Source organism: Aquimarina sediminis, from assembly GCF_002895435.1.
In the GTDB taxonomy this organism is placed as follows: Bacteria; Bacteroidota; Bacteroidia; order Flavobacteriales; family Flavobacteriaceae; genus Aquimarina; species Aquimarina sediminis.
The window spans coordinates 119298-133368 of record NZ_POYJ01000014.1 but is presented as its reverse complement, the minus strand read 5'-3'; the positions used below and the strand labels follow the sequence as shown (position 1 = coordinate 133368).

13 protein-coding genes and 1 riboswitch are annotated in these 14071 nt (G+C 35.1%); of the genes, 12 read left to right on the top strand and 1 reads right to left on the bottom strand.

The window, feature by feature from the left end; translation table 11 throughout:
* Window positions 1-77: 77 nt before the first annotated feature.
* Entirely contained in the window at window positions 78-2021 is a 1944-nt protein-coding gene (locus tag C1X07_RS22155; RefSeq protein ID WP_103072236.1) for a TonB-dependent receptor plug domain-containing protein, read from the bottom strand.
* Window positions 2022-2099: 78 nt separating this feature from the next.
* Window positions 2100-2408, bottom strand: a riboswitch (cobalamin riboswitch).
* 84 nt (window positions 2409-2492) lie between these two features.
* On the opposite strand from C1X07_RS22155, the gene C1X07_RS22150 reads away from it, so the two are divergent.
* The 12 genes from C1X07_RS22150 (at window position 2493) to C1X07_RS22095 (ending at window position 14065) form a co-directional block, all read left to right on the top strand.
* Entirely contained in the window at window positions 2493-3005 is a 513-nt protein-coding gene (locus C1X07_RS22150) for a bifunctional adenosylcobinamide kinase/adenosylcobinamide-phosphate guanylyltransferase (protein WP_103072235.1), read from the top strand.
* 11 nt (window positions 3006-3016) lie between these two features.
* Window positions 3017-4054, top strand: coding sequence for a nicotinate-nucleotide--dimethylbenzimidazole phosphoribosyltransferase (gene cobT / locus C1X07_RS22145; protein WP_103072234.1), 1038 nt, complete (start codon window positions 3017-3019; stop codon window positions 4052-4054).
* A gap of 9 nt (window positions 4055-4063) precedes the next feature.
* Window positions 4064-4402, top strand: a complete 339-nt coding sequence (locus C1X07_RS22140) for a hypothetical protein (protein ID WP_103072233.1) — start codon at window positions 4064-4066, stop codon at window positions 4400-4402.
* Between the two features lie 3 nt (window positions 4403-4405).
* Window positions 4406-5170, top strand: a complete 765-nt coding sequence (locus tag C1X07_RS22135; protein WP_103072232.1) for an adenosylcobinamide-GDP ribazoletransferase — start codon at window positions 4406-4408, stop codon at window positions 5168-5170.
* Complete coding sequence (gene cobC, locus C1X07_RS22130) at window positions 5152-5670, top strand: alpha-ribazole phosphatase (RefSeq protein WP_103072231.1); 519 nt, start codon at window positions 5152-5154, stop codon at window positions 5668-5670. The genes C1X07_RS22135 and cobC overlap by 19 nt, the downstream gene beginning before the upstream one ends.
* Window positions 5671-6080: 410 nt before the next feature.
* Window positions 6081-7220: an ABC transporter substrate-binding protein gene (locus tag C1X07_RS22125; protein ID WP_103072230.1), complete on the top strand. Its 1140-nt coding sequence runs from the start codon at window positions 6081-6083 to the stop codon at window positions 7218-7220.
* Window positions 7221-8252, top strand: coding sequence for a FecCD family ABC transporter permease (locus tag C1X07_RS22120; RefSeq protein ID WP_103072229.1), 1032 nt, complete (start codon window positions 7221-7223; stop codon window positions 8250-8252).
* A 96-nt stretch (window positions 8253-8348) separates the two neighbouring features.
* Complete coding sequence (locus tag C1X07_RS22115) at window positions 8349-8924, top strand: DUF1572 family protein (protein ID WP_103072228.1); 576 nt, start codon at window positions 8349-8351, stop codon at window positions 8922-8924.
* A gap of 131 nt (window positions 8925-9055) precedes the next feature.
* On the top strand, window positions 9056-10174 hold the full coding sequence (gene dnaN / locus C1X07_RS22110) for a DNA polymerase III subunit beta (RefSeq protein ID WP_103072227.1): 1119 nt from the start codon (window positions 9056-9058) through the stop codon (window positions 10172-10174).
* 165 nt (window positions 10175-10339) lie between these two features.
* Window positions 10340-11563: a pentapeptide repeat-containing protein gene (locus C1X07_RS22105; RefSeq protein ID WP_103072226.1), complete on the top strand. Its 1224-nt coding sequence runs from the start codon at window positions 10340-10342 to the stop codon at window positions 11561-11563.
* Window positions 11564-11672: 109 nt separating this feature from the next.
* Complete coding sequence (locus C1X07_RS22100) at window positions 11673-13190, top strand: M20/M25/M40 family metallo-hydrolase (protein ID WP_103072225.1); 1518 nt, start codon at window positions 11673-11675, stop codon at window positions 13188-13190.
* A gap of 26 nt (window positions 13191-13216) precedes the next feature.
* Window positions 13217-14065, top strand: coding sequence for an alpha/beta hydrolase family protein (locus C1X07_RS22095; protein ID WP_103072224.1), 849 nt, complete (start codon window positions 13217-13219; stop codon window positions 14063-14065).
* The last annotated feature ends 6 nt before the right edge of the window (window positions 14066-14071 follow it).

Genomic DNA, 14071 nt, shown 5'->3' with positions numbered 1-14071 from the left:
CAAAAAGAGGCTATCTAAAAAATTGATTTTTAGATAGCCTCTTTTACGTATTAGTAAGAGGTAATATGTTTTAATTATTAGAACTCTAAGTTAAACCCTATTCGAGCATTTCTTCCTCTGGTACTAAATCCAAAGATCTCCTGATAATCTTCGTTAGTAATATTATTCATTGAAGCATAAACGCTAAGATTTTTTAATAGCTGATGGCTAATATAAAAATCAAGTAATCCATAACCATCCAAAGAAACTCTGGTTGGGGCAAAAGTAACAGGATCGAGGTTTGAAAAATCATTATCTCCTCGCTCTGTATTATACTGATAACTTACAGATGTATATGTTTTTTCTCCTAATTGATATCCTACACTAGCATTAATCATATGCTCCGGAATTCTAATATTATCATCTAATTTATGAATATTAGTATAGGTATAGTTTCCGCTAACCGATAGTTTGTCATCTAATAGTTTTGCAGAAGCCTCTAGTTCTACTCCATCTACTTCGATATCATTGATTGAATTTACATTTACAAAAGTAGTAGGATCAAAGGTGATGAAGTTTTCTGATTTCCTGTTAAAATATACTATACTTACTGTTGCGTTCTTTTGATGTGAGAATTCAACTCCTCCTTCTATAGTAGTACTTTCTTCTGGCTCCAAATCAGGATTACCAGAAAAGAAGGCTGTGTCATACAATTGGAACAAAGATGGAGTAATATAGGCTGTACTATAAGAAGCTAACCCCTTAATATAACTATTATCAAAGGTATAGGTATAAGATGGGTTTATGTTATATACCATTTGATTATCATAAACACTATGAATGTTTAATCTCGCACCGGCATTAATATTTAACCCAAAGTCTGAAGCATATACAAGATTTACATAAGGATCTATAATATCAAACTCTGCATCATTATCACTAATAGCTTCTTGCAAACGAATACCACCAAAAGGAATATTTTGAAGGCTAAAATCACTATACGAGCCATTAGCCCCTATAACAGTATGCAATGTATTATTAAACGTGTATTTATTATACGCATCAAAGGTATGTACCTTTCCTTCATATTTTGAAGGAAAACTAGACTGAGTAAGATCTCTTTCTATAGATGCATAACTATTGGTAAATATAAAACTACCATTAGGATATTTCATTTCCCAGAAAGATCCAACCCGAAGTTGTTGGCTGTCGAATTGATTATCACCATCTACTCCTGCTCCTGCATCAAAGTCATTTTTAAACTGATCTATATTTCCAAAAACATGAAACTTAAAATTCGAATTCCATTTATACCCAAGCTTGGCGTATACATTAAATTTTGAAAACGCGTCACTCTCTGCTCCTTCAGCTTCTGCTGCCGACAACCCGTCACTAAATTGATTTCCAACACTAGCCAGGTAACTTACTTTACCCAGGGTTCCATTTATAGAAGCCAGGTTTACAAACTCGTTCACATCATAATCTTGATCTTCCTGAGACTGGTTAGTTCCGATACTCGATTGAAAATTGGCTGATATTTTGTTTTTACTCTCTGCCTTTGTCGTAATGTTAATTACGGCAGCGGCGGCTCCAGATCCATATAAGGTACTCGATGCTCCTTTAAGGATTTCGATTTCCTTTATTTGATTTACTGATAATAATCTTAAATCAAAATCCCCGGCAGAAGACGAAGGATCACTAACAGTTACCCCATCTATTCTAATTACTACCTGGCGATTGCGCCCCCCACGTACATAAACACCAAGGTTCTGTCCTGCAGCACTACCACTACCATTGATAAATAGTCCTGCCGACCTTGTTAATACCGTTGCCACTGATAATCCCTGGCTACGTTCTAGTTCTTCGGCAGTAATTTTGGTAATTACCTTACCGCTTTGCTCACGTTTTAGTTTAAACTTAGAATCAGATATAACCACTTCATCAAGTTCATTAACCTTCTCGTCTATTTGAATTTCCTGTCCAAATACAAAAGAAGACCCCAACATCAAAAATGTTGCTCCAAAAAATACTTTTTTGTTCATTACTTAAATACTTATTTTTTACAGTTACCGGAAAAAAGTATGTAGTTTACCCATACCCAAACCCTTGTCCCGAAAGTTTGACTTCATCGAATAATGGCAGGTCTCCTGGCTTGCGTCTTGTCGTTTACCTTCCCATAAGATAAAATTCTTGTTTCTATCGTATAGTGGTTTATTAAAGTAGTAACGGCAAACACTTATAATACTAATGTTCTTACACATCAATACAGAATAAGCTAAGCTTACAGTTGCGGGAACAGCTCAGGAATATTAAAGCACCTTATAAAAGAAAAAATCTAAATCTTTACTATTACACTTCATTTCACCTGATTCCCTTTTAATCCTCTACTCCCTGAGGGGAATATCAAAACCAAAATTCAGCGCGAATGTATTATATTTTAAGTAATTTGAGTTTACTTTAACAAAAAAAAGATTTATACAATTACCTTTGTCTTCTTTTAAAAAACAATTTGGATGTTGTATTATATAACAGGAGGAGAACGGTCTGGTAAAAGTAGCTATGCTCAGGATCTGGCATTGCAGCTTTCTGACTCACCTTATTATTTGGCAACTTCTCGCGTATGGGATGATAATCACCGGCAACGTATTGACAGGCATATTGCCGAACGCGATAAGAGATGGACTTCTATTGAAGAAGAAAAAGAAATTTCAAAAGTAATCCCTGATCATACTGTAGTGGTTATAGATTGTGTTACCCTTTGGCTTACTAATTATTTTGTAGATACCAAAAATGATATTAAAGCTTCATTATCACAAGCTAAAGAAGAATTTGACAAACTACTTACCATTAATGCTACATTAATTATCATTTCTAATGAAATAGGAATGGGAGTTCATGCCACTACTGAAGTAGGTAGAAAATTCACAGAACTACAAGGGTGGATGAATCAGCATATTGCCAAACATGCGGATAGAGCAACTCTCATGGTTTCTGGTATTCCGGTAGAAATCAAAAACACAAAATAACTAACAACCCGATGAACTTTACTATACAAGCTGTTTTAGACAAAACCCTAAAAGAAACCATTCAATCCAAGATTGATAATAAAACCAAGCCCATTGGTGCATTGGGCACTCTAGAAAAAATAGCTTTGCAAATAGGTATGATTCAAAATACAGATCAACCTAGCCTGCAACAACCTACGATTTTTGTTTTTGCGGGTGATCACGGTATTGCAAAAAAAGGAGAAGTCAACCCTTATCCTCAAGAAGTTACAGCGCAGATGGTATACAATTTTGTAAATCAGGGTGCAGCGATCAATGTTTTTTGCAAACAACACAATATTGGGCTTACCATTGTAGATGCCGGAGTAAATCATAATTTTGAAGGTATATCGGGCATAATTGATGCCAAAATTGATTATGGAACACAAAATTATCAGGAACAACCCGCTATGACCATAGCACAGTGTAACAAGGCTATTGATCAAGGGGCTAATCTTGTTGTCAAAACGTATCAAAAAGGCAGCAATATTATAGGCTTTGGTGAAATGGGAATAGGTAATACTTCTTCTGCGTCTTTACTGATGAGTTACTATACGAATACACCAATAACAGAATGTGTAGGTTCTGGGACAGGACTTGATACCGAAGCAATTAAAACTAAGCAACATATCTTATCAGAGGTGTATCAAAACTATAATCCTGCCTCGCCACTTGAAGCATTAGCAACATATGGTGGGTTTGAGATTGCTATGATTACCGGAGCTATCCTAAAAGCTGCTGAACTTAGGATGACAATTGTTATCGATGGGTTTATCGTTACTGCCGCTCTATTAGCTGCACATGCTATAAACAAAAATGTATTAGATTATTGCATTTTTGCACATACCTCTGAAGAACAAGGACATCATAAGATGCATGATTTCCTAGGCAAAAAGCCGCTGATTAACCTCGGCATGCGCCTAGGAGAAGGAACAGGAATAGCTGTAGCGTATCCAATTATAGAATCTGCAGTGGCGTTCTTAAATAATATGGCTAGTTTTGAAAGTGCCGGAGTCTCTGGTAATAAATAATATACTACCATGCAAAAAGGGATCTTATCTATTGTTATCGCTATAATCGGAATATACTTTGTGTATTGGTTTAGTATAGATTTATCCAGGCAATACCAAGCATCAAACGAATTGTCAAAAAACATTTCAGAATTAAATTCGTATATCTTTACAATTGCCAAAACCTTTAGAATGGTTTCAGTTTGTATTGGGCTACTAAGCCTGTATTTTGGAATTATTTCATTTCTAAAAAAGAATAAAGTCGGAGGTATCGGGATAATTCTGGCAATTATACTTATTATAGGTTCTTTGATTCCGTGGTGGCAGTATCTCGTTGAGGATTCTGCCCTAGACATTAATTTTAAGTAACTCATGAAAAGAGAAATCCATATCTTTTTTACAGCATTGATGTTTTTTACCCGTATCCCTTGTCCAAAATGGGTAGATCATGATCCCGAATATTTAAAACTTAGTACTAGATATTTCTCTCTTGTTGGTATTCTTGTTGGTGGTATTGGGGCACTTGTTTTTTACGGAGCTTCTTTTGTGTTTTCTGTAGAGCTCTCTCTTTTGTTATCCATGGCTGCTACAATTTATATCACAGGAGCATTTCACGAAGATGGCTTTGCCGATGTATGTGATGGTTTTGGAGGAGGATGGACCAAAGAAAAAATACTTCTTATCATGAAAGATTCTCGATTAGGTACCTATGGTACCATCGGGTTAGTACTACTATTAGCTATTAAGTTTGCATCTCTAAGAGAAACTGAAATATCTTATATTCCTTTAGTATTAATCTCTGGACATAGCCTAAGTCGTTTTATAGCCACTACATTAATCTATACCCATCCTTATGTAAGAGATACAGATGATAGCAAAGCCAAACCTGCTGCAAAAAGTATGAGTATCTACTCGTTACTAATAAGTGGGGTGTTAGGCATTGCCCCTTTACTATTTTTCAAAAACCCCTGGATATTCATTACCTTGATCCCTATGTATTTGTCAAAAATATTCTTGGGAGTTAAATTTAAAAAATGGATTGGCGGGCAAACAGGGGATTGTGCTGGAGCAGTACAACAACTAAGTGAAGTTATATTTTATCTATCAATGGTAGCCCTATGGAAATATATCTGGTAAGACATACAACTCCCAATATCGAAAAAGGAATCTGCTATGGGCAAAGCGATATAGGTATAACAGACACTTTTTCTGATGAAGTAAAAAAAATACATCAACATATCCCCGTTTCTGAAATCTCTAAGGTGTATAGCAGCCCATTGCAACGATGTAAACTATTAGCCAAAACATTTGACATGCCTGTTATATTTGATCGTAGGCTTAAAGAAATGGATTTTGGAGACTGGGAGTTAAGAGCCTGGAATGAGATAGATCAGAAAGAACTCGATCCCTGGATGGAAGACTTTGTTACAATACAAGTTCCTAATGGAGAGTCATATATTATGTTACAACAAAGAATTCTGGATTTCTACAACTCTCTAGATCATCCCTCTGAAGAAAAAATTATCATTGTAACTCATGCTGGTCCCATAAGAGCATTGCTTGCACATATACAGCAAGTCGATCTCAAAGATTCTTTTGATATCAAGGTTTCGTATGGAGAAGTGTTTACAATCTAGAGGATAACTTACCTATAAACCCACAGTTTCTACTCAAATAACTATTCGAAGCGGTTCTGAGGTGATACGAAGTGGTAAATAACCGATACCAACCTCCATTCTTAGCCCCAGTACCACCCAAAATACCATTTCGAAGCGGTAATCAACCACATCGAAAGGCTAAATAACCAGAAACAAGGGGCTAAACTACCACTTCGAAGCGGTAACGAACCAGATCAAAAGGGTATCTAACCAGTTCGAACTACCTAACTAAGGGGGCTACCCCCCTCCTAAGAGGGCTCTACCCCCTGTCTTGTCCTGAAATAGGTTTACACTGTTAGTGTAAACCTATTTCAGGACAAGACATACTTAACAAAAGTTATAATCATTAAACTTACCTCGATTTACTATTTTTACAAAAAAAAATAGCTATGCGTAGTCCCCTTATCGTTTTATTTATTCTCTTAATAAGTATTTCATGCAAAAAAGCTTCAAAAGATACCACACCACTTACGGTAATGTATCTTGCTCCTCAAAAGATTGAATACGCATCTGGATTTACGATTCAGAATAAAAGAGAGTATAAAGAAATTAAGGTTACTACCCCATGGCCAGATGCAAAAGAAGAGCTTGTTTACATACTACACCCTAAAGGAACCCCAAAACCTGCCGTATCCTCTAATGCTATTTTTATAGAAGTACCAATAGAAAGAGTTGTTGTTACTTCTACCACAGATATCCCTATGCTGGAGTATATGAATCTTGAACAAAAATTGGTTGGGTTTCCGAATACAGGCTATATTTCTTCAGAAAAAACTCGTGCGCTAATTGATAATGGGGCTATCAAAGAACTTGGAAAAGAATATAACCTGAATACAGAAGTGGTTCTTGAACTTTCTCCAGAGCTTGTAATAGGGTTCACTCCCAATGGTGATACCAAAGCATTTGATCTCATTCAAAAAACAGGAATACCTGTTGTTATGAATGGTTCATGGATGGAAAAACATCCTCTGGGAAGAGCAGAATGGATAAAATTTATTGCTGCATTTTTTGGTAAAGAAAAAATAGCTGAAGATGTATTTCAGAATATCAAAAAAGAATACCTTGAAGCGACCACTCTTGCTCAAAATACAACCACATCTCCCACTGTATTATCAGGTAGTATGTTTAAAGATGTATGGCATGTTCCTGGAGGTGATAGTTTTATTGCAAGATTTTTAAAGGATGCACATACTACTTACCTATGGGCAGACACAAAAAAAGCAGGCAGTATGGCACTAAGCTTTGAAAGTGTTTTAGAAAAAGCAAAAAATGCAGAGTTATGGATAGATTCTGGCTCTTCTAAATCATTAAGTGAGCTCAAAGAAAACAACCATCAATATCCACTTTTTAGCGCATTTAAAAATAAAGCCGTATATTCTTCATCGTTAAAGACGGGTAGCGAAGGAGGATTAATCTATTATGAATTAGGACCTATGCGGCCCGATTTAATTCTAAAAGATATCATCAAAATTGCTCATCCCGAACTATTAACCAATTACGAACCTTATTTTTTTAAAAAACTCAACTGATTGACCCCAAATAAATCATACAAACGTGTTTTTATAAGTATCACCATAGTATTAGTGATTTGTTTTATAGCAAACATTAGCTTAGGCTCGGTATTTATCCCTTGGCTAGACACCCTTAACAGCTTAGTAGGTGGCTCTGTAGAAAAAGAATCCTGGAGACATATCATTATAGATTACCGATTACCAAAAGCCGTTACCGCTATAATTGTAGGTAGTGGTTTGGGAGTGGCAGGTCTACTAATGCAAACATTGTTTAGAAACCCTCTGGCCGGGCCTTTTGTGTTAGGAATTAGCTCTGGGGCAACACTTGGTGTGGCAATACTAATATTAAGCAGCACATTTACCGTAGCGGCAGTTTCTACATTTTTGATTTCAAAATGGGGATTAGTAATTGCTGCCAGCTTAGGTAGTGTATTGGTTCTATTTGCCGTTATGATTGTATCCATACGAGTAAGAGATACCATGGCAATTCTTATTATTGGACTTATGTTTGGTAGTATCACTACAGCCATAGTTAGTGTACTTTCTTACTTTGCTCCTGCCCATCAATTACAGCAATATATCTTTTGGGAGTTTGGCAGCTTAGGCAATCTGTCTTGGTTCGATGTTATTGTTTTCTCAGGGGTATCCGTAGTAGGATTATTAATGGCAATTCTTTCTATAAAACCACTTAACACATTACTTCTAGGAGAAAACTATGCTCGAAGCCTAGGGCTTAATATAAAAACCAGTCGTATTTTGATTATCACCGCTACAGGGTTATTGGCTGGTAGTAGTACTGCCTTTGCCGGTCCCATTGCCTTTATCGGATTAGCAGTGCCTCATCTCACCAGACAACTATTTCATACTTCTGATCATAAAACATTAATCCCTGCCGTGATACTTCTAGGAAGCATCATTATGCTAATATGCGATGGTATAGCCCAATTACCATCTAGTGAATACACCCTTCCTATCAATGCTATTACTTCGTTAATAGGTGCTCCTGTGGTTATTTGGTTATTAGTTAGAAAGCGAAAAATGTTGTTCTAATGCTATCCATATATTCATAAAACGGAATAGCACATCTATTGTTCTTTCTTTTATAATAACATAAAAATCTTATCTTTAGAAGAAAAGCACATTATCATGAACTCATCAGGATATCTCGAAGGAATTCAAAAACAATTCAAATACTATAAATCGCTTGGAGAAAAGACAATTTCTCAAATCCCAGAGGATCAATTTTGGTGGCAATACAATGAAACTAGTAATAGTATAGCTATTATTGTAAAACATCTTTGGGGAAATATGAAATCCCGATGGACAGACTTCTTAACTACAGATGGCGAAAAAGAATGGAGACAACGCGATGCAGAATTTGAGAATGATATCAAAAGTAAAGAAGAGCTTTTATCCAAATGGGATGAAGGGTGGCAATGCCTCTTTGATGCACTAAACAGTGTTGATGAAGACAATTTTGACCAACCTATTTACATTAGAAATATAGAGCACAGTATTACAGAGGCTATCAATCGTCAATTAGCACATTACTCCTATCATATTGGACAAATAGTATTTCTTGGAAAAATGATCGCAAGTAATGAATGGAAAAGCTTGTCGATCCCAAAAGGAGAATCATCTGCTTACAACAAAAAACGATTTGCTACACCCAAACACAAAGCACATTACACCGATAAGCTTATGAAAGATAAAACCAATTAAGAATTAGTAGTTGACAAAATAGTCAATAACTCCCCTTGGTTTGTTAATAACTATGGTTTTCAGGATACCGTAATCCAGTAAGATTACAATTATATTTGCGTAAAACTGTACATAACTAGTCACACGTATATATGAAATTTATAGTATCCAGTTCTTACTTACTTAAGCAGCTACAGGTATTAGGCGGGGTAATCAGTAATAGTAACACCCTCCCGATTTTAGATAACTTTTTATTCGAATTAGACAATAACACATTGGCTGTTTCTGCATCTGATCTAGAAACTACCATGTCTGCAAAACTAGAAGTAGAATCTTCTGATCAAGGTACAATCGCTGTACCTGCCAAATTATTGTTAGAAACCCTTAAAACCTTTCCAGAACAACCATTAACATTTGTTGCAGCAGACAACAACACAGTAGAGATAAGCTCTAATCACGGTAAATATGCCCTAGCATATGCCGATGGTGAAGAGTTTCCTAAAGCTGTAGAACTAGAAGATCCCAGTGCCACCAACATATTGGGAGATGTTCTTGCTACCGCAGTAAGCAAAACAATTTTTGCAACTGGTAATGATGATCTTAGACCAGTAATGAGCGGAGTCTTTTTTCAGTTCTCTACAGAAGGATTAACATTTGTTGCTACAGATGCACATAAACTGGTTAAATATACCAGAGAAGATATTAAAGCTTCGCAATCAGCAGAATTTATTATGCCCAAAAAACCGTTGAACTTACTCAAAGGGATTTTGGCAGGAAGCGATAGTGAAGTATTGATTGAATATAATGAATCTAATGCCAAGTTTACTTTTGATGAGACACAATTAATCTGTAGGCTAATCGATGGTAAATATCCTAACTATGAAGCGGTAATCCCTAAAGAGAACCCCAATAAGTTAACCATTGCCCGTACACAGTTTTTAAACTCTGTTCGTCGAGTATCTATATTCTCTAACAAAACTACTCATCAGATTAGATTAAAAATTGCAGGAGCAGAACTTAATATTTCTGCCGAAGATATTGACTACTCTAACAAAGCAGAAGAGCGATTAACTTGTGATTATCAAGGAGACGATATGCAAATTGGGTTTAACTCTCGTTTCTTAAGTGAGATGCTAAACAATCTCAATGCAGATGATGTACAGCTAGAGATGTCACTGCCAAACAGAGCAGGAATCCTTACTCCTATTGATGGATTAGATGAAGGAGAACACGTAACGATGTTAGTAATGCCGGTAATGCTCAATAACTAGACGATACAACAATACTTTTATAAAAAATCCCACTACATTTATCTGTAGTGGGATTTTTTTTCTCCTTAAACTTACATTTCTTTCTATATAAAGACTTTACACGTATAGAAATTGTATAATCCTTAACCAATTTTGTGTATTTTAGAGTAAAACTATACTACAGTAATGACACACAAAAATAAAGGGGTAAAAAGTAATAATGAAAAATTAATCTTAGGTCTTGTCATTGGAGCTATAGTTGGTTTTCTTATATACTGGTCATTAGACATAATTAGCGGCTTTTCTGAAACTATATTTCTTATTCTGGTTACCGTTGCAGTAGTAATAGCGCTAATTTTTGTAATTCTAGTGTGGTTTAGAAAACGAATTATAAAACGCTTCTTTGGGAAAGAAATAGAATTCGAAACCCTGCTTAAAGAAACACAACAAACCATTCAGCTTGTTGCAGAACATGCTACGGATCAATTGCCAATAGAAAATGATAAGAAAGAGAAAATCAAATTCTTTGGTCCTCGATTAGTAAATTATATTCTTTGGTCTAATTTTAGAAATTGGGGCTTAAAAATAATGAGCTCCTTTGTTTTGGGTCTGGGTGGTATTGTAACCACAATATTGGTATTAAATCAAAACAAATTATTCGAAACGCAAAATCAAAAAATACAAGATCAAAATAAACGAATAGAACAACAAACCCATCTTGCAGAAGCTTCAAGACGATCTTCGCAAATGTTTATCATGGGAGAAGTGCTAAGTGATCTTAATGCCGAACTCAAAGACTCTAAAAACAAAAAAAAAGTACTATCCAGTACCCTCACTGGTCGTATTATTAGTCTTAGTCGAGCGATGAAACCTTATCGGTATTTGGTAAATGATACTCTAATAGATTTACCTTCAAGCCCAGAAAGAGGGCAATTACTTATTTCTCTACTAAAAAGTAAAATAGATGGAACTTTTTTGGAAGAAGAAATTTTATCAGACTCCTATTTTGCTTCTGCCGAATTAGAACGTGTTAACTTAGAGAATGCAAGCCTGGGAGGAGCTAGTTTAAGAAATGCAGATCTAAGCGGGTCAGATCTAAATCATGCAAATTTGGCTTATACTAATTTAAGTAACGCCAATTTAGAAGGCACCAATTTGGACGATACAAATTTAAATTATGCTAATCTTAGTCGTGCCAATCTTCATCATACCATATTGACTTTTGCTGATTTAACTAATATCAAATCACTAGACAGTGCAAAAGTACACCGATATGACTGGATCGATTACATAAAAGACAGCTTACAACTAAAAGGAGCTGATCAAATTTTTAATGCATATAGAATTGACAGTGTATACTATTCAAAAAAATCTATAATAAAAATGCCAATGATCCTAAAAAAACAATGACCTCTTTACTCTTAAACCTGTTAAGGTTTTTCAAAATAAAAAATTCATTTTTAATCTTTTATATACATTTACCATATTTCACACTATACAATCATCAACATATTGAATTATGAATAGATATATAACTCTAGTTGCTTCTCTTCTTTTTACATTCTTTTCTTCTGCTCAAAAAATACAAGACACTAATCTTGATCATCTTTCACTCACCTATGCCAAAGCTTCATTTAATGAATTAATTGACCTCTTAAGCTTACCTAATGATGCTCATTTCCCTAAGGATATCAAAAAGAATATAGAGTGGTGTGAAAAAGCTTTTAAAAATCGTGGGTTTACTACCAAACACCTCAAAACTGAAAAAATACCTTTATTATTAGCCAGCAGAACACATAAAAACGCAAAGAAAACAGTTTTAATTTATCTTCAAATAGATGGGCAACCAGTAGATACAACAAAATGGTTTCAGAAAAACCCATACCAAACTACTTTAAAAGAAAAAGACAATACCGGACAGTGGAATACAATATCCTTAGATAAATTAACGGGTGAAATTAATCCTGACTGGAGGTTTTTTGCCAGATCTGCCTCTGATGCAAAAGGACCTGTCGTTATGTTTTTAAAAGCAATTGATATTATCATCGACAACAACTATGAACCTAACTATAATATCAAAGTTATCATGGATTTTGAAGAAGAAATTAGCTCACCTCGCTTACCCAAAGCCGTAATAGATTATAAAGAAGAATTGGCATCAGATATGCTTGTCATTTTTGATGGTCCGCGACATATTTCTAATCAACCAACTCTGGCATATGGAGCCAGAGGAATAACCACTTTGTCATTAGAAGTTTTTGGACCAAGAGCACCACAGCACAGCGGACATTATGGTAATTATATTCCTAACCCTGCATTACGTCTCTCGCAACTATTAAGTTCTATGATGCAAGATGATGGTAAAGTAGCGATTCCTGGTTGGTATGATGGCATCAAGCTATCCGATGAGACCAAAAAGATTTTAAATGAAGTTCCTGATGATGAAATAACAATGAGAAAAAAACTAGGCATTGCATCTATAGATAATATCGCAGACACCTACCAAGAAGCAATACAGTACCCTTCTTTAGGAATTTTAGGCATCCAATCTGGATGGACAGGTACCAAAACAAGAACAATAATACCATCCAGTGCCATTGCCGAAATGAATATTAGATTAGTAAAAGAAACCAATGCAGAACATATGGTTAATCTGGTAAAGCAACATATTATAGAGCAAGGATACCATATTGTAGATAAGACTCCTACTGAAGAAGAGCGTTTGAAATACCCAAAGATCATTCGGTTTAATTACCAGATTGCATATGATGCTTTTAGAACTGATTTTGATACTGAAATTGGCAAATGGCTTCGCAAGGCAATGATAAGAGCCTTTGGTAAAACTCCAATACAGATAAGAACTGGTGGAGGATCAATTCCAATCTCGCCTTTTGTGAATACCCTAAACATTCCGGCGGTTATTGTTCCTACAGTTAACAAGGATAATAATCAACATAGCCCCAATGAAAACATAAGACTTGGAAATTATATTGAAGGGATAAAAACGATTACTGCCATATTAACTCAAGAATTATAGAATTTATATCCAAAACAAATCTCTACATGGTAAATATCCCGGCTATAGATAGCTTTCTTTTATCAGGAAAAATTTATCCGTGTGATAAATCTATTGATAAAAACAAGGTCCTGATCATTAATTCCGCAACAGCAGTAGAAAAAAAATTGTATCATCATTATGCGTCCTATATGGCTGAAAATGGATATAATGTGGTGACTTATGATTATAGAGGTATCGCAGATTCACGACCCAAAAAACTCAGAGGCTTTAAAGCATCATTTACGGATTGGGGACAAAAAGATTTTTCAGGAGTTATCAGTTATACAAAAAGTAAATTTCCTAATCATAAAATAGTGATACTAGGTCATAGTATTGGCGGAACCATTATTGGAATGACACCAAAAAGCACAGAAATCAGTGGTATTATCAATATTGGTGCACAAACAGCCTATTATAAGGACTGGGCAAAAGAACAAAGAACAAAAATCTATATTTTGTGGCATATTGTATTTCCTATGATAACGAATCTATTTGGCTATTTCCCCGGTAAAAGATTAGGATTACTAGAAGATGTTCCCAAAGGTGTAATCAAACAATGGAACAATAGAAGAAAACATGCTAATATGCAAAAACAGATGGAAGCTATTGGTATTACCTTTTATTATGATGTATGTGAGTCAAAACTTCTTACACTTGGGGTTGAAGATGATCCAATCGGAACAAAACCAGCTATCATGAGAATTCATGATTTGTTTAAGAAATCAGATAAGGAATTTAAAATAATACAACTAAGTGAAGTAGAAACTACAAAAATTGGGCATTTTGGTTTTTTTAGCAGAAAGTTTAAGCATACTCTTTGGGCAAAAACATTAACTTGGTACGATACTATATAAAACTGG

Coding starts and splice junctions, on each gene's coding strand:
- C1X07_RS22155 (WP_103072236.1), bottom strand. CDS start 2,021: ATGAACAAAAAAGTATTTTTTGGAGCAACATTTTTGATGTTGGGGTCT.
- C1X07_RS22150 (WP_103072235.1), top strand. CDS start 2,493: ATGTTGTATTATATAACAGGAGGAGAACGGTCTGGTAAAAGTAGCTAT.
- cobT (WP_103072234.1), top strand. CDS start 3,017: ATGAACTTTACTATACAAGCTGTTTTAGACAAAACCCTAAAAGAAACC.
- C1X07_RS22140 (WP_103072233.1), top strand. CDS start 4,064: ATGCAAAAAGGGATCTTATCTATTGTTATCGCTATAATCGGAATATAC.
- C1X07_RS22135 (WP_103072232.1), top strand. CDS start 4,406: ATGAAAAGAGAAATCCATATCTTTTTTACAGCATTGATGTTTTTTACC.
- cobC (WP_103072231.1), top strand. CDS start 5,152: ATGGAAATATATCTGGTAAGACATACAACTCCCAATATCGAAAAAGGA.
- C1X07_RS22125 (WP_103072230.1), top strand. CDS start 6,081: ATGCGTAGTCCCCTTATCGTTTTATTTATTCTCTTAATAAGTATTTCA.
- C1X07_RS22115 (WP_103072228.1), top strand. CDS start 8,349: ATGAACTCATCAGGATATCTCGAAGGAATTCAAAAACAATTCAAATAC.
- dnaN (WP_103072227.1), top strand. CDS start 9,056: ATGAAATTTATAGTATCCAGTTCTTACTTACTTAAGCAGCTACAGGTA.
- C1X07_RS22105 (WP_103072226.1), top strand. CDS start 10,340: ATGACACACAAAAATAAAGGGGTAAAAAGTAATAATGAAAAATTAATC.
- C1X07_RS22100 (WP_103072225.1), top strand. CDS start 11,673: ATGAATAGATATATAACTCTAGTTGCTTCTCTTCTTTTTACATTCTTT.
- C1X07_RS22095 (WP_103072224.1), top strand. CDS start 13,217: ATGGTAAATATCCCGGCTATAGATAGCTTTCTTTTATCAGGAAAAATT.